The organism is Paenibacillus sp. JSM ZJ436 (genome assembly GCF_044383795.1).
GTDB classification, from domain to species: domain Bacteria; phylum Bacillota; class Bacilli; order Paenibacillales; family Paenibacillaceae; genus Paenibacillus_AQ; species Paenibacillus_AQ algicola.
This window is the reverse complement of record NZ_JBISEO010000005.1, coordinates 13,864-28,124: the sequence shown is the minus strand read 5'-3', so window position 1 is coordinate 28,124 and position 14,261 is coordinate 13,864. Positions and strand designations below refer to the sequence as shown.

Here is a 14,261-nt window from a genome sequence, read left to right as displayed (position 1 = left end):
TCCGACAAAACATGTGCTAGTTAAGGAACAAAACCAATAAGACCGAGAGGAGGGGTCGAGATGCAAGCTAATATATACATTATAAGATTTGAGCAAGATTGGAGGTTAATTCCCTCGCTGGACATCAAAACGGACCTGCAGTGGTGGTTCGCACAATCGGAACGAAGCAGATTAGCAGCTAAATTAATATGGTTAACCTGTCCAATCCCTTTAGGATGGGCAATTCAGTTACGTAATGACTTCAAGGCTCTGTACGACATGGAGTTTTGGGATGAACAAAGGTGGAGGCATTACATAACAGGAGCATTAAATAGATGTATCCGGTTAGAACCACCATTGGAGCAAGTGGGTTGGCTACATAGAGTGAATCATGGAGTGGTGATTATAAGACCCAGTGTTGAAGCTTCCTGGTTGAGGTCAGAGTATGAGCCTTCCTTGTGGCTTCGTATTCAGAATTTATCAAAGCAAATGGAGATTTTATTACAAGGCCGAGGCCTCCTGGCGGAAGAAGTGGAGAGTTTACTTCAAGAGGAAGGATTAAGCTTGCCAGGTGGCTGGCTGGCTGCTGCCCAGCTTGGCTATCTGAAGGGTCGCCTAAGCATAGAAAGTGGAATTATCCAAGAATCATTCACTAAAGCTCGAAGATGCATATGGCGCAGGAGTAAAAGTGTTGAGAGATCGCGCTGCAGGCGCTGTGGAAGTGATATTCAACATCAAGCGGCTTGTGCCTCCTGCAGCTCTCATGCATGTGCTTACTGCGAAGTCTGCATTAGCATGGGAAGATGCCGATCTTGTGCAATAATGTTGATGGGAAAATCATATTCAGTCGATGATCATCCGTCTGTTGGCTCACCCCGTAAAGCTGAATTAACCACAAAATGGGGCTTGAGTGCTGCTCAAGGAACTGCAGCACTTGCTGCCCTGCAGTTCCTTAAAGAATCGGCTAAATCGGAAACAGGAGATGACCGATTCTTGATTTGGGCGGTGACAGGAGCGGGAAAGACAGAAATGATATTTCCATTGCTGGATTTTATTCTCCAGAGAGAGAGCGGCAAGGTGCTCGTAGCTGCTCCACGCAGAGATGTGGTACTTGAGCTGGCTCCAAGGCTGATGAAAGCGTTCCCGAACAGCTTTGTAGTCACGCTGTACGGAGGAAGCCCTGATCGATGGAAGCAGGGGAATATCACTGTAGCGACTACTCATCAGTTGCTGCGATTCAAGGGAACCTTCGATCTCATTGTCATTGATGAGATTGATGCTTTCCCCTATCACAATAATCCGATGCTGGATTATGCTGCCCGGGCTGCATGCAAGCCTGGTGGGAAATACATTTATCTGTCCGCAACACCGCCTGCTAGAATGCAACTACAAGCTTCGTCAGGCCAAATCAGGCATGCTAAGGTGCCCGCCAGGTTCCATGGCTATCCACTGCCTGTACCTACACCATTAAAGCTTCCCTCGGTTGAGCAATGCTTGTCCAAGAATCAGTTAGCTCCTGTGCTGTGCCGTCAACTGAATGCTTCTCTTCAAAGAGAGGCACAGATCTTTGTATTTGTTACCCGTATTCGCCATATCGATCCGTTGGTAAAACTGCTAAGATCCCATTTCAGAGGAAAGTATTCGATTCAGGGAGTATCATCCGTAGACCCAGGGAGATCAGAGAAAGTAGCCATGTTTCGACAAAGATTAATTCGAATTCTAGTGACAACCACCATCCTGGAAAGGGGAGTTACGGTCCCGAAAAGTGATGTGTTTATATTGGATGCTGACAGTCAACTTTTTGATGAGGCAGCGCTGATCCAGATGGCTGGGAGGGCCGGACGTTCAAATGATGATCCTACAGGGAAGGTAATAATCGGTGCTCCCCATTGGACAAGATCTCAGCGCAGGGCTGTGGCTCAAATTCGCCTAATGAACCGAATTGCCCGCCGAGATGGATATTTAAACGCTTCTTTATGAATAAGATGTCTATATACGTTAATTTAAGGGAGAAGCAGGAGTTGTTGACAATATGTTAACTATGGTTATTCACAATGTGTTGGAAAAGATTCAGCATTTACTGGCTCCAACAGGAAGGCCTTGCATGACATGCACTCGTAAGACCATTCTATACCCGAATCATTACGGAATTTGCGCTGCTTGTTATCAGACCATTCCCTGGATCCAAAATCATCGCTGTCTGCGATGCGGCAGAGATATAGGTTGCCCGGATTGCTGCCGTTCAGACCGCGAGCCATTCTATTTTATAATGAACCGCAGTGCAGTGAACTACAATTCGTATATGAAAGAGTGGCTGTCGCAGTATAAATATCGGGGCGATGTAAGATATGAACTGCTCCTCTCCAGTATGCTTGAGCATGCCTATGATTCGCTAGTGCAGGAGGTCTCCGTACGAGGATGGTTTCTTAAAGAAAGGCTGGCTCACCAACATACATGGAATAAACCCTCTCCTCGCCGAAGCCGTGTTAAACAGCCCATATGGAAACCGGATGTTATTACGTTTGTTCCTGTCAGCGGGCAGAGGTTGTTGGAAAGAGGATTTAATCAAGCCCGCAGGCTCGCATCGTATCTGGGAGAAACCAGGAATGTAAGAGTAGAAGATCTGTTAAAAAGAAACTACGATTCCGGCAAACAAAGCTATAAGACGAGAGCACAGCGCCTCGCAAGTATGCATGAGTTGTTCAGTATAAAAGCCAAGGAGTTCAATCAGTTGTTGAGTACATATCGAGTTACGGAAGTGCCTGGCAGAGCATTGTCTATAGTATTAATTGACGACATATACACAACGGGCAGCACAATGAATGCATGCAGCCATGCCATTCAGACGTTTGCAACGGCAGAAGGGATTCAAGTCGAGGTGTACGGACTAACCTGGGCAAGGTCATAATGAGTGGAGAACCAATTCTTTATGGGTTTTAATAGCCCTATTAGTAATTGATTTACTATGGCATAGGCAAATGGTAATATGAGGATTATACTATGATTATACTTAAGTAGTTTTCGGGAGGCTGTCATGAATATCGGGAATTGTCCTCGCTGCGGTAGATTATATGCATTAAATCTTCGGGAATTATGCGGTGATTGCCAGAAGGAGATCGAGCAGGAGTATACACGCTGTGCAGAATATCTTCGGGAAGAGAAGGGAGCAACCATTCATCAGGTCTCTGACGCTACAGGAGTTTCTTCTAAACAGATTACACGTTTTATCCGAGAAGGACGTATATCCCTTCTAGATGCACCCAACATGGCTTATCCTTGCGAGTTATGTGGCGTATTAATTCGGGAGAACAGCATGTGCAATCCTTGCAGGAACCGCCTTACGAAAGAGATAAGAGAGGCTACGACTCACTCGACTAAAGATACCAATCAGAATCGGAGCCATGAAGCCACTTATAAAGCTGTAGATAGGTATCGATAACACCTATAAATTCGATACAAACGCGCTATTAAAAATGATTCAGTTTCGGCCGATAATCTTAGTATAAGGTTATCGGCCGATTCTATTTCGCGTAGACAGATTGGATTTATAACATATATGAAGATCATTAGGACAGGAAGGTGAGTGGAATGAAGATTAATGAAACCGGCAGAGTCGGTGGCGTGCATGCGTATCAGCGAAACATAGAGTCGCATAAACAAGAAGATACGAAGAAGACCTGGAAGAAGGACGAGTTGTCAATCTCTGCGGAAGCCATGGAGATGCTTCAAGCTCAAGGGAAGACCCAGGATATCGGCCGCGCGAAGAAGATTCAGGATCTGAAAGCTCAAGTGGATGCAGGGACCTATCAGGTAGAAGCTGATAAGCTGGCGGAGCGGCTGCTGCCTCATTTCAGAAAGTACACTCAACTGAGTGATTGACATGCCAATACAACCATTAATAGACACCCTGCATAAACTCCATGCGGTATATCTAGATATGTTGGAACTGGCGGATTCCAAGAAACTCGCAATTATGAATAACAATGTGGATCAACTTGTACAGTTCATGAATCGTGAGTCCAAGGCTGTTAAAGTGATTGAACAGCTGGAGGTCCAAAGAGTCAATGAGGCTTATACTTTCCTTCGAGAGCGCGGAATCAAATCCAGGCTAGAGCTTTCTATTACAGAAATATCAAAGCTTGTCTTTGATGCTCAGGAGAAGTCAGAGCTGTCGTCAATTCAGGCATCTCTGTCCCATACACTTCAGCAGCTAAGATTGAAGAACGAACTGAATCAGCAGTTGATTCAGCAGTCGCTTGCCTTTATCGATCTGTCGCTGGATATGCTTACGGGTAAGCCTTCTCAGGAAGCAACTTACCACCATCCATCAGAACGTTCGGGGAACACACAAAGATCGGGATTATTTGATACCCGAGCTTAAGAAGGAAGGGAGCCGTTAATATGGCATCTACATTTCACTCAATTGAAACGGCCAAGCGCAGTTTATTTACCCAGACTGCTGCACTCAGCACAACTGGTCATAACATAGCCAATGCAAACACGGAAGGCTTTTCCCGCCAGACGGTACAGATGAAAGCGTCCAGGCCCATGGAAGCCTACGGACTGAATCGTTCCTTAGCGCCTGGACAGCTTGGAACCGGGGTGGAATTCACAAGTATTGAGCGGGTCCGTGAAGCCTTTCTGGATCATCAATTCCGGGGAGAGAACAGCTCACTGGGCAGCTGGGCCACTCAGGCTAATACGCTGGACAAGCTTCAGGCCATTATTAATGAACCTTCCGAGACAGGAATTAGAACCGTGCTAGATAACTTTTGGAACTCATTCTCAGAGCTGTCGAAGAATCCAGAAGATCCAACGGCCCGCAAGGTTGTTAAGCAGACGGCAGAATCTCTCGCCGATGCCCTCAACCATATGAGTCGCCAATTGGATAATCTGGATCGCGATCTGACTACGAACGTCAGTGTAAAGGCATCTGAGATTCAAAGCTACATCAATTCGATTTCGGACATGAACCGTGCCATCACAAGGGTTGAATCCCTGGGTAATCATGCGAATGATCTAAGAGATCAACGTGATCTGCTGACAGACAAGCTGTCGAAGATTATAAACATAACGGTAGTGGATACACCGCAGGGGTATAACGTCTCATTGGGCGGGCAGGCGCTGCTTGAAGGAGCGGGGACGCCTCAAACCGTAGATAGTGCTTTCCTTACCGGAGCCTATAGCAGCGGTATGATGACAGGTGGAGAGGTTCACGGCATGCTAATTTCCCGGGATTCATTCGTAAGCGATTACCGGAACCAGATCAACAATCTGGCCAATACGCTGATGAACGGAGATGTACAAGTTCCTATTCCGGCAGGTTCTGTGCCGCCAGAAGGCAGTGTCTTCACTGTAGATGCCATCTTTATGGTGAATGGTCAGCCGACTACGGTCACTGCCGGCCAGCCGGTCCCTGCAAATGCAGTGCTTACTACTGGAATTACAACGGTAGTCAAGGGCTTTAATGGGCTGCATCAGCTGGGGTATACGATGGACGGGGCTGCTGATCCGGGACCTCCTTTCTTTGCCGGAACCGGTGCGGGGGATATTGCATTGAACCCGGAGATTGCGTCCAATCCGGATAAGATAGCGACCTCTATGCGCTTGGATGTAACGACCGGCAATGTGGTTCGGGGAAATAATACATTGGCTTCTTTGCTGGCTAATTTGAAAATATCTAAATTTACACTCCCTGGCAGTAACAATGAAGCTACTGTAGATGCGCTCTTCAGCTCCATGGTAGGTCAATTGGGCGTACGGGGACAAGAAGCAAATCGTCAAACGGAGAATGCGAGTTTTTTGACAACCCAAGTGAACAATAACCGGCAGTCGGTGAGTGGTGTCTCATTGGACGAGGAGATGGGCAACATGATTAAGTTTCAGCACGCCTATAGTGCAGCTGCGCGGTTCATGACCACATTCGACCAGCTGCTGGACAAGCTGATTAACTCAACAGGCGTGGTCGGACGCTAAGGGAAGGGGATTCAACAATATGCAGAGAGTAACATCCAGTATGTTGAACAGCCAGCTGCTGCTCAACCTGAACCGCAACGCCCAGCGAATGAGCGAAAGTCAGATCCAGATGAGTACAGGACGGAAGATCAATAAGCCCTCTGATGATCCAGTAGGTATTACTTACTCCCTGCGTTACCGCGGAGAACTGGCATCCAATGAACAATACCAGAAGAATGTAGATAGTGCGATATCCTGGTTGGACTTCAATGACACGATGCTCAACCAGTCAGGCGACGTCATGCAGCGAGTTAGAGAACTTACGGTTCAGGCTTCTAACGGAACCAACCCTCAGTCCGCATTAGACAGTATCAAGGCCGAGATTGGTGAACTAAAGAATCAATTGGTTGATATTGCCAACAGTAAATTCAATGGGAAATATATATTTAATGGTGAGCAGTATGACGTCAAACCTTATGATTTTCCCGTGGGTGCGGATGGCAAGATCGATACTTCTGAGGCTATAAATATAAAAACCGACACAGGCGTCATACAATACGCAGTTGGTGAAATGGTACAGCTTCCGATCAATACGACAGGTGAAGAGGTAATTGGAAGCAGTACGGAGATAGATAATGTATTTATCATGCTTGATCGTATTATGGAGCAATTGACTGGTTCTAGATTGGAAGAGCTGTCTGGTGAGCTAGCTAATATTGACACCAGAATCGAGAAAATGCTTAGTGTGAGGTCTGAGATTGGTGCTAAGACAAATCGGATTGAGTTGATGCAGGGTCGACTGGGCGATATGAACGTGAATCTCACAGAGCTCCAGTCAAAGACAGAAGATGCAGATTACGCTGAGCTGATTATGAAATCCAAGATTCAAGAGAACATTTACAACGCATCTTTATCAGCTGGGGCCAAAATAATTCAGCCGTCTCTGGTTGATTTTCTGAGATAACGTCAGGAGGGCTTATATGCTGCATCCTGCTATTGGAATCCGTCAGACACCTGGACTGATTGGTCTTAATATCGAAAGAGGGCAATTTTCCATTCGCCAGCACAATGCGGAGATGGCGATTGAGACAAAACCGTCGAGACTGGAGATCACACAGCATTCGCCGCAGCTGACCATCGACCAGTCTAGAGCCTTTGCTGCGTACCACGGGGGACATTACACAGAGGTGAACAACCGGATTTATTCAGGAGTTCAGCAGATCTTCTTGCAGGCTATCGCCCATAGAGTTGAGCTAGGTAACCGAATGGCGGCAATACACCAACCCGGGAACACGATCGGAGAGATTTGGGGAGGGGACTGGCAGACGTCTGGAGTTCCTGAGTTCCGGGAGAGAGCTTCATATGATAATGTAAGATTACAGTATGATAGCAGCCCTCCGGAAATCTCATTTGAGGCAGCACAAGTTAACATTGAAGTAAATCGGCGTCCACCAGAGATAGAGTACCATCGGGGAGCGGTCGAGGTATATATGAGACAGCATCCAGGCTTGGAGTTTACTCCGCCAGTGGTGGATCTTCAGCTATAGCAAGAATCAGAGTAAGAAAGCTGCGCATGGGAACATGAGGTTGCAGCTTTCTTTTTAACATTTTGAGAGAGAAGAGGAGTGAAACTGTTGATTATTGATACTGGAATGTGGGGACAAGTAGAAGTGCAGGAAGATGCGGTATATGTCTTTGAAAAGGGATTGCCAGGATTTGAAGAAGAACATAGGTTTGCACTCATAGAGGCGGAATACCCCTTTGCTTATCTGCAATCCCTGCAGGACAAGGAACTGGCGTTTGTTGTGGCAGATCCGTTTACATTCTATCCTGAATATGACTTTGAGCTACCTGAATATGAAGTTAGGGAGCTGGAGCTCGGAGAAGAAGTTATTGTAAGATGTATTCTGACATTGAAGGAGCAACCTGACGACTCCAGTATTAACCTGCTAGCGCCTGTGGTTATGAATCCACAGCAGCGGCTGGGCAAGCAAATCATCCTGCATCACACATCTTATCGAGCCAGACATTCGTTGATTCGTTCAGAGCAAGCATCAGAACCTAAGGGAGGGGTGTAGTCGTGCTCGTATTATCCCGAAAGGTTGGAGAATCGATTGTCATTCAAGATGAAATAGAGGTTACGGTTCTTGCTGTGGAGGGGGATACAGTCCGGATCGGCATTCAAGCTCCTAAGAGTGTAGGTATCTACCGCAAGGAAGTGTATGCAACGATACAAGAATCCAACCGCAATTCGATCGCAGATCAGGACAGTAGCCTATCTTCTCTTAAAGAATGGTTATCAATGAATTCAAATAACAAAAAATAAAGTGAAATTTGCTATAAATATTGGATAGAATCTTCCGATATATATAGTAGAACATTGCTAAAGGGCGGCCGACCTGATCGCAATGGCTAAATCTTAACCACATGGATGTGGGATCACTTAATTCAAGGAGGAAATATTATTATGAGAATTAACCACAATATCGGTGCACTGAACACTCACCGTCAGTTGGGTGTCAACACCGCAAACCAAAGCAAGAACATTGAGAAGTTGTCTTCTGGTCTTCGCATCAACCGCGCTGGTGATGATGCCGCTGGCTTGGCTATTTCCGAGAAGATGCGCAATCAGATTCGAGGAATGGAGCAAGGGGCACGAAACGCACAAGATGCAATCTCTTTAATTCAAACAGCTGAAGGTGCCTTGAACGAAACTCATGCAATGTTACAACGAATGGCAGAATTATATACCCAAGCAGCAAATGGAACACAAACTACCCAAGATAACGCTAAAGTTCAAGCAGAAATAACACAGTTGACCAGCCAAATTGGGGATATCGCAACACAAACAAAGTTTAATACCAAGGAACTATTAACAACTGCAGCTGCCGGTACTCCTTTAGTATTTCAAGTGGGGGCAAATGCGACTGAAACAATTACACTAACCCTTACTGATAATACTACAGCGGCAACAGGATTGAATCTTGTAGCATTGCAAGCTTTCGACGGTACAAATGCCATAGCTACCGCTAACTTAGGTGTCGTACAAACTGCAATAAACACTGTTTCAACTAACCGTGCTAATCTTGGTGCTGTGCAAAATCGTTTAGAGCACACTATTAACAACTTGGGAACTTCAGCTGAAAATCTTACCGCCGCTGAATCCCGCATTCGCGACGTAGACATGGCGAAGGAAATGATGGAGCAGACTAAAAACTCCATCCTGGCTCAAGCCGCTCAAGCGATGCTTGCTCAAGCCAACCAACAGCCACAAGGCGTACTGCAGTTGCTCCGTTAATCTTAATATCAAACGAAGAGAGGCCTTGGGATTCCTGAGGTCTCTTCCTTTAATTTCGGAAGGAGTTAGGAAAAATGGATACAATCATCGAAGAATATGAAAAAGTACTGGTAGGGAAACGTGTGACTATCACCGTAAAGAAAACGGCAAATAGTGAGTTTCCTTACTTTGCCGTCTCATCTTTAAAGGTATCTAGTGCTGGAATGACACTAGATGAAGCAAAAACTAAATGCGAAAATGCAACTAAGATGGAAATATTATTTCAAAAATAATCGAATGAGCACTGCAACCAAACGAAAGCAATATCATATTTTTGAACATACATACTTATGATGCTCATCAACATCGGGCTTCTCTCGGGAGAGGCCTATTTCTGTTTCTGAAGGGAAAGATGATGGTGAGAGTTATCTTATGTCCCACGCCGATTTGCTGTCGCTGAAGTTCGCCGATATATTCACAGAGCCGTTTCTAGAATATGTCGAAAAGGAATCGTACGCACTGTACGAAGCCTTCTTACAAATGATACTGCAGGCAATAATCGTTAGTTTCCTTCAATAAATTGATCTAAAATCCTCAGCCCTACTTTCCGATATATAAAGTAAACTAAAGTCTTCGGAGGTTATGTAGAATGCAAGTTCAATTTTCTCTTTCTGCTACTGCATCGTTACCCTCACCTCAGACATCAAGAGCATCAGAATTTTCAAATACAACATCTCAGGAAAACACAGATTCCACTCTGCAGTCGCTTTCAGAGAAAGTACGTGAAGGCTCAGCGGTTTCTTATGGAGAAGAACAGCTGGTCCAAGCGATTGAACGGGCAGTGAAGTCCATGCAGGGACCGGAAACCACCTTAGACATCAGTATTCACGAAAAAACCAAGGATATCATGGTTAAAATTCTGGACAAGCAGACGGGTGAAATCATCAGGGAGATTCCAAGAGAACAAACACTGGATCTCGTAGCCAATATGATGGAGATCGCAGGCATTCTTTTTGATCGAAAAGTATAGGATCTATAAGTATAGGTTCTCTAGGTAAGTGAATGGAGGGAGATTTGATTGAGGATTAACGGATTTTCCGGTATGGATATAGATAGTATGGTTAAGTCGCTTATGACAGCTAAGAGGATCCCATTAGACACACTGAACCAACAGAAAACCATCACGGAGTGGACGAGAGACAGTTATAGAGAACTGAATAGTAAAATTGTCGACTTTAGAAACAATAAGTTATTCAAGTATGGTAATTCTTCAGAGATGAACACGCAGAAAGCTGTTGTGAAGGGCAACGCTGATGCGGTTAAGGCTGAGGCTACCGCCACTTCTAACGGGATTGAAATGAGCGTTGAAGTGACACAATTGGCGACACGGACCACGTTAACTACAGCAGGTGCCACTACTACAGGATCGCAACTGACATCCTCAACAACATTAGGGGAACTTAATGGTGGCTCAACAGGAAAGACATATACACTCAAGATCAACGGAGAGTCGTTTTCTTTCAAAGGCGAAAGGTCTATCTCATCTGTTATAACTGAAATTAACAGTAATAGTAAAGCCGGTGCGACAGCTGTGTTTGATGAACTAACAGGGGAATTGCAGATTCATTCCAAAGCTTATGGAGAAACGTCAACATTAACGGATGCAGATTCTGGAGACAATACATTGTTGACACTTTTCGGGGGCATCCAGGTTAACTCGGAAGGTGAAACAATTACAGCAGGCAAAAATTCAAAGGCTATTATTAATGGTACTACGATTGAACGTAATAGCAATACGTTTACGGTAAATGGAACAAAACTTACTCTGATTGCTGAAACAGGCACCGACCTTGCCATAATCACTACCCAATCCGACCCACAAAAAGCGTTCGATACCATCAAATCACTGGTCGATGACTATAATAACCTGCTAAGCTACATGAACAATAAAATAGGGGAAGAGCGGTATCGTAGTTTTCAGCCCTTGACGGACGAACAGAAAAAAGAGATGAAAGAAAAGGAAATTGAGCAATGGGAAGCCAAAGCTAGGAGCGGGCTGCTCAAGAATGACGAGATACTTAAATTTACTGTTCAGGCTATGAGGAACATCATTACAGATAATTTAGGAGATTTAAGTGGAAGTGGTATCACCACAGGTAAATATCATGAAAACGGCAAGCTGATCATAGACGAGGCAAAGTTGAAACAGGCGCTCACAGATAACCCGCAGCAAATTATGGACCTGTTTCAAGGTTCATCCACTGCCCCAAACACAGGAATCATTGATAAATTAATGGATCAAATGAATGTTACATTAGACAGATTCAGTGAGAAGGCAGGAACTAATAAGTTCTCAACAGATCTTAACAGCACATTTAAGCTCGAAAGCATCATGGGAGAAGCGCTCAAAAATTACAACAAACGTATCAGCGATATGACCAGCCGCTTAGCTCGTGCGGAGGCGGCCTTTTATAAACAATTTACAGCAATGGAAACTGCCATGAGCAGGTTTGATTCACAGTCGGCCAGTCTTGCTAATTACTTTCAATAAAAGGATAGGTGGATGACATGATACGAACACCTTACGATAAATATCGCCAATCCGCTGTGACTACAGCTGCACCTGAACAATTGGTAGTGATGTTGTATGACGGAGCTATACGATTTATTCGTGCAGCCGTGCAGGCTATAGATTCTTCCAATGTTGAGAATGCGAACCTCAATTTCGGTAAAGCACAAGCCATTGTGAGCGAGTTGATGTCTACACTGGATCAGTCCATCGATATTTCCAAGAATCTGTTTGTTCTCTACGAGTACACGAACTACCTGCTGATCGAGGCGAACATCAAGAAGGATAAGACTAAGGCAGAGGAAGCACTGGGATACCTGCTTGAGTTGCGTGAAACTTGGGTAGAAGCCAGTAAAGTCGCTGCCGCTCAATCAACATCATACTCTAGTTCTAGCGAAACCGTTCATGGATAATTTACAAGAATCATTAGATTACTGGATTATCCAGTTAAAGAATGAGACAGAGCGTATTACGGAGAACGTGTCATCGTGTTCATACGAAGAACTGGAAGTCTTTGTAGATAAGAGAGAACATATAATGAACCGCCTGTTGAGTGTCACTGAGAGCCAAGCTCCTGATGCTAGACAGAAGGCTTTAGTGCATCGAGTCCTTCAACATGATCCACCTATCCGAGCCCGCATGAATGAATTGCATTTGGAGGCTCAGGAATGGCTTCACCAGCGTAGCCAGGCCAAGGTACAGCGCAATGCCTATGAAAGCTACGGCGTTGTGGACAGTATTCTGATGGACCGGAGAAAATAGGCGGAGATAGATCCTCAAACAACGGTCTCTAAAAAGCTATCTCCAAAAAGCCGGTTCAAGCGCTCTAAAGTGGGTCCAGCAAAGCTATTTATAAAGCCGTCACTTCGCAAGATGGGTGAAGGCTTTTTTACTATTCTGGATAAGTTCTGCGAAAAGTATAGGATGGGATGTGCTTCAATAATAATTCCTATCAGAGGATGGAACTATGTGTATACCATTCCCATGACAACGTTGGAATGATATACTAACAACCACATTGCAAGCATCGAAAGGTATCTCATTATGCGAATTATCCTCATCTTCATCTGTCTCGCTGGGCTATTCATAGGAACCTGCAGTGAAGGAGTACAGCCAATCCTGACGGATTTTCAAATTCACTTTATGCTGAGCCCTGAGCCTACCTGGTCGGATTTTTGGAAAGTATACACTTTCCACTCCAAAATCTTTATAATTCATAAAATCGGCCATTTCTCAGGTTTTTTTATCCTTTCTCTACTGATGACCGACTTTGGCAGGGATCGAAAAGGGTTACTATGGGCTATTGGTTATGGCGTATTGACAGAGCTAATACAGCCTTTTTTTGATCGGGATGCCAGAGTTCTCGACATGCTCATAAATACGGCGGGGGTATATCTGGCTTACTATTTGAGCAGTGAAATAAAAAGCTTGCGAAAGAAATGAAATTCTCTAAATTCTCTTAACTTCATCACATAGAGTGATGTTTTATAAGGGAATTGACCGAAGGTTTTTAATATTTTGTTACAATTTGGTACAAAAGAGTAGATTTTAAAGGGAATATGAGGTAATCTTGTAACGTGCGATGATAGATACATCCTAATTGCCCAGCATTTGGAGAGGGGATTACATACTTGATCGACATACATAGTCATATTCTTCCTTTTTTTGATGACGGGGCTCAGACTTGGGATGAGTCTTTGGTCATGGCTAGACAAGCCTATGAGGACGGAATCCGTATCATAATCGCTACTCCCCATCATTATAACGGCAGATATATAAGTAACCCTTCAAGTGTCTTAGAATCGGTTGAAGTATTTAATGCTAAGCTGAATGAGGAAGAGTTAGATGTTACGATACTACCGGGACAGGAGATTCGCTTGAACGATGATTTATTGAAGCTTTGGGATGAAGGGGAGCTGATGCTTCTTAATGACAGTCGGTATATGCTACTGGAATTTCCATCTTCACATGTACCGGATAAAGCGGAAGAACTGGTCTACGAATTGTCACTCCTCGGTATCCACGCGGTAATTGCACACCCGGAGAGGAACGCTGAGATTGTCCGGGATCCTCAACGTCTTAGGGGACTGGTCGAACTGGGGGCTCTAGGTCAGCTGACAGCACAGTCAGTTACCGGCGATAGGGGCAGTAAACTGCAGAAGATTTCTTTGGACTTATGTAAGGACAGTCTGGTGCATTTTATAGCGGCAGATGCACATGATCCAGTACGTAGGCCATTTCGATTGGCCCAAAGTTATAAAATGATCGAAGAAAAGCTAGGTACAGCAGTGGCTAATTACTATCAAGAGAATGCAGTTAGACTAACCAGGAATGAAGCAATTCCAACATTAGATATCCAAACAAGGCGACTTGGACTAAGCCGGTTATCCAAGGTATTCTCGTCAATGTTCGGATTGTCCAGGTGAATAGCGGTTGAATATGACGGGTTAGTCTTACGGCTGACTGTGCCATATATAATAA

At 44.7% G+C, this 14,261-nt stretch carries 18 protein-coding genes; all 18 read left to right on the top strand.

From position 1 onward, the window contains the following. Positions 1-60: 60 nt before the first annotated feature. The 18 genes from ACH6EH_RS08260 (at position 61) to ACH6EH_RS08175 (ending at position 14,206) form a co-directional block, all read left to right on the top strand. Positions 61-1,959, top strand: coding sequence for an ATP-dependent helicase ComFA (locus ACH6EH_RS08260; RefSeq protein WP_397331942.1), 1,899 nt, complete (start codon positions 61-63; stop codon positions 1,957-1,959). A 322-nt stretch (positions 1,960-2,281) separates the two neighbouring features. Further along, positions 2,282-2,887 (top strand): ComF family protein, encoded by a 606-nt coding sequence (locus ACH6EH_RS08255; protein ID WP_397331940.1) that lies wholly within the window; start codon positions 2,282-2,284, stop codon positions 2,885-2,887. 126 nt (positions 2,888-3,013) lie between these two features. Continuing rightward, positions 3,014-3,418, top strand: coding sequence for a TIGR03826 family flagellar region protein (locus ACH6EH_RS08250; RefSeq protein WP_397331939.1), 405 nt, complete (start codon positions 3,014-3,016; stop codon positions 3,416-3,418). Positions 3,419-3,567: 149 nt separating this feature from the next. Then, the gene (flgM, locus tag ACH6EH_RS08245) at positions 3,568-3,858 is read left to right on the top strand and encodes a flagellar biosynthesis anti-sigma factor FlgM (RefSeq protein WP_397331938.1); all 291 of its coding nucleotides are present in this window, start codon (positions 3,568-3,570) and stop codon (positions 3,856-3,858) included. Position 3,859: 1 nt separating this feature from the next. Then, positions 3,860-4,360 (top strand): flagellar protein FlgN, encoded by a 501-nt coding sequence (locus ACH6EH_RS08240; RefSeq protein WP_397332125.1) that lies wholly within the window; start codon positions 3,860-3,862, stop codon positions 4,358-4,360. 20 nt (positions 4,361-4,380) lie between these two features. Further along, a complete protein-coding gene (flgK, locus tag ACH6EH_RS08235) occupies positions 4,381-5,955 on the top strand; it encodes a flagellar hook-associated protein FlgK (RefSeq protein WP_397331936.1) in 1,575 nt (524 codons plus the stop codon). Between the two features lie 19 nt (positions 5,956-5,974). Continuing rightward, on the top strand, positions 5,975-6,898 hold the full coding sequence (gene flgL / locus ACH6EH_RS08230) for a flagellar hook-associated protein FlgL (protein WP_397331935.1): 924 nt from the start codon (positions 5,975-5,977) through the stop codon (positions 6,896-6,898). A 16-nt stretch (positions 6,899-6,914) separates the two neighbouring features. Continuing rightward, complete coding sequence (locus ACH6EH_RS08225) at positions 6,915-7,481, top strand: DUF6470 family protein (RefSeq protein ID WP_397331934.1); 567 nt, start codon at positions 6,915-6,917, stop codon at positions 7,479-7,481. 87 nt (positions 7,482-7,568) lie between these two features. After that, positions 7,569-8,012 carry a flagellar assembly protein FliW gene (gene fliW / locus ACH6EH_RS08220; protein ID WP_397331933.1) on the top strand — a complete coding sequence of 148 codons (444 nt, stop codon included), beginning with the start codon at positions 7,569-7,571 and terminating at the stop codon, positions 8,010-8,012. Between the two features lie 2 nt (positions 8,013-8,014). Next, on the top strand, positions 8,015-8,260 hold the full coding sequence (gene csrA / locus ACH6EH_RS08215; RefSeq protein WP_397331932.1) for a carbon storage regulator CsrA: 246 nt from the start codon (positions 8,015-8,017) through the stop codon (positions 8,258-8,260). 141 nt (positions 8,261-8,401) lie between these two features. Continuing rightward, positions 8,402-9,232, top strand: a complete 831-nt coding sequence (locus ACH6EH_RS08210; RefSeq protein WP_397331931.1) for a flagellin N-terminal helical domain-containing protein — start codon at positions 8,402-8,404, stop codon at positions 9,230-9,232. 74 nt (positions 9,233-9,306) lie between these two features. After that, positions 9,307-9,504, top strand: coding sequence for a hypothetical protein (locus ACH6EH_RS08205; RefSeq protein ID WP_397331930.1), 198 nt, complete (start codon positions 9,307-9,309; stop codon positions 9,502-9,504). A 356-nt stretch (positions 9,505-9,860) separates the two neighbouring features. Continuing rightward, positions 9,861-10,241, top strand: coding sequence for a flagellar protein FlaG (locus ACH6EH_RS08200; RefSeq protein ID WP_397331929.1), 381 nt, complete (start codon positions 9,861-9,863; stop codon positions 10,239-10,241). 48 nt (positions 10,242-10,289) lie between these two features. Then, positions 10,290-11,762 (top strand): flagellar filament capping protein FliD, encoded by a 1,473-nt coding sequence (fliD, locus tag ACH6EH_RS08195; protein WP_397331928.1) that lies wholly within the window; start codon positions 10,290-10,292, stop codon positions 11,760-11,762. 17 nt (positions 11,763-11,779) lie between these two features. Continuing rightward, positions 11,780-12,193, top strand: coding sequence for a flagellar export chaperone FliS (gene fliS, locus ACH6EH_RS08190; protein WP_397331927.1), 414 nt, complete (start codon positions 11,780-11,782; stop codon positions 12,191-12,193). Then, entirely contained in the window at positions 12,186-12,542 is a 357-nt protein-coding gene (fliT, locus tag ACH6EH_RS08185) for a flagellar protein FliT (protein WP_397331926.1), read from the top strand. The genes fliS and fliT overlap by 8 nt, the downstream gene beginning before the upstream one ends. A gap of 282 nt (positions 12,543-12,824) precedes the next feature. Further along, entirely contained in the window at positions 12,825-13,223 is a 399-nt protein-coding gene (locus ACH6EH_RS08180) for a VanZ family protein (RefSeq protein WP_397331924.1), read from the top strand. A 188-nt stretch (positions 13,224-13,411) separates the two neighbouring features. Then, complete coding sequence (locus ACH6EH_RS08175) at positions 13,412-14,206, top strand: tyrosine-protein phosphatase (RefSeq protein WP_397331923.1); 795 nt, start codon at positions 13,412-13,414, stop codon at positions 14,204-14,206. Positions 14,207-14,261: the final 55 nt, after the last annotated feature.

Bases quoted from the DNA above. Each gene is read 5' to 3' on its own strand.
- flgM (WP_397331938.1), top strand. From the start codon at position 3,568: ATGAAGATTAATGAAACCGGCAGAGTCGGTGGCGTGCATGCGTATCAG.
- ACH6EH_RS08225 (WP_397331934.1), top strand. From the start codon at position 6,915: ATGCTGCATCCTGCTATTGGAATCCGTCAGACACCTGGACTGATTGGT.
- ACH6EH_RS08205 (WP_397331930.1), top strand. From the start codon at position 9,307: ATGGATACAATCATCGAAGAATATGAAAAAGTACTGGTAGGGAAACGT.
- ACH6EH_RS08250 (WP_397331939.1), top strand. From the start codon at position 3,014: ATGAATATCGGGAATTGTCCTCGCTGCGGTAGATTATATGCATTAAAT.
- ACH6EH_RS08255 (WP_397331940.1), top strand. From the start codon at position 2,282: ATGAAAGAGTGGCTGTCGCAGTATAAATATCGGGGCGATGTAAGATAT.
- ACH6EH_RS08260 (WP_397331942.1), top strand. From the start codon at position 61: ATGCAAGCTAATATATACATTATAAGATTTGAGCAAGATTGGAGGTTA.
- flgK (WP_397331936.1), top strand. From the start codon at position 4,381: ATGGCATCTACATTTCACTCAATTGAAACGGCCAAGCGCAGTTTATTT.
- ACH6EH_RS08240 (WP_397332125.1), top strand. From the start codon at position 3,860: ATGCCAATACAACCATTAATAGACACCCTGCATAAACTCCATGCGGTA.
- ACH6EH_RS08210 (WP_397331931.1), top strand. From the start codon at position 8,402: ATGAGAATTAACCACAATATCGGTGCACTGAACACTCACCGTCAGTTG.
- flgL (WP_397331935.1), top strand. From the start codon at position 5,975: ATGCAGAGAGTAACATCCAGTATGTTGAACAGCCAGCTGCTGCTCAAC.
- fliT (WP_397331926.1), top strand. From the start codon at position 12,186: ATGGATAATTTACAAGAATCATTAGATTACTGGATTATCCAGTTAAAG.
- ACH6EH_RS08200 (WP_397331929.1), top strand. From the start codon at position 9,861: ATGCAAGTTCAATTTTCTCTTTCTGCTACTGCATCGTTACCCTCACCT.
- ACH6EH_RS08180 (WP_397331924.1), top strand. From the start codon at position 12,825: ATGCGAATTATCCTCATCTTCATCTGTCTCGCTGGGCTATTCATAGGA.
- fliS (WP_397331927.1), top strand. From the start codon at position 11,780: ATGATACGAACACCTTACGATAAATATCGCCAATCCGCTGTGACTACA.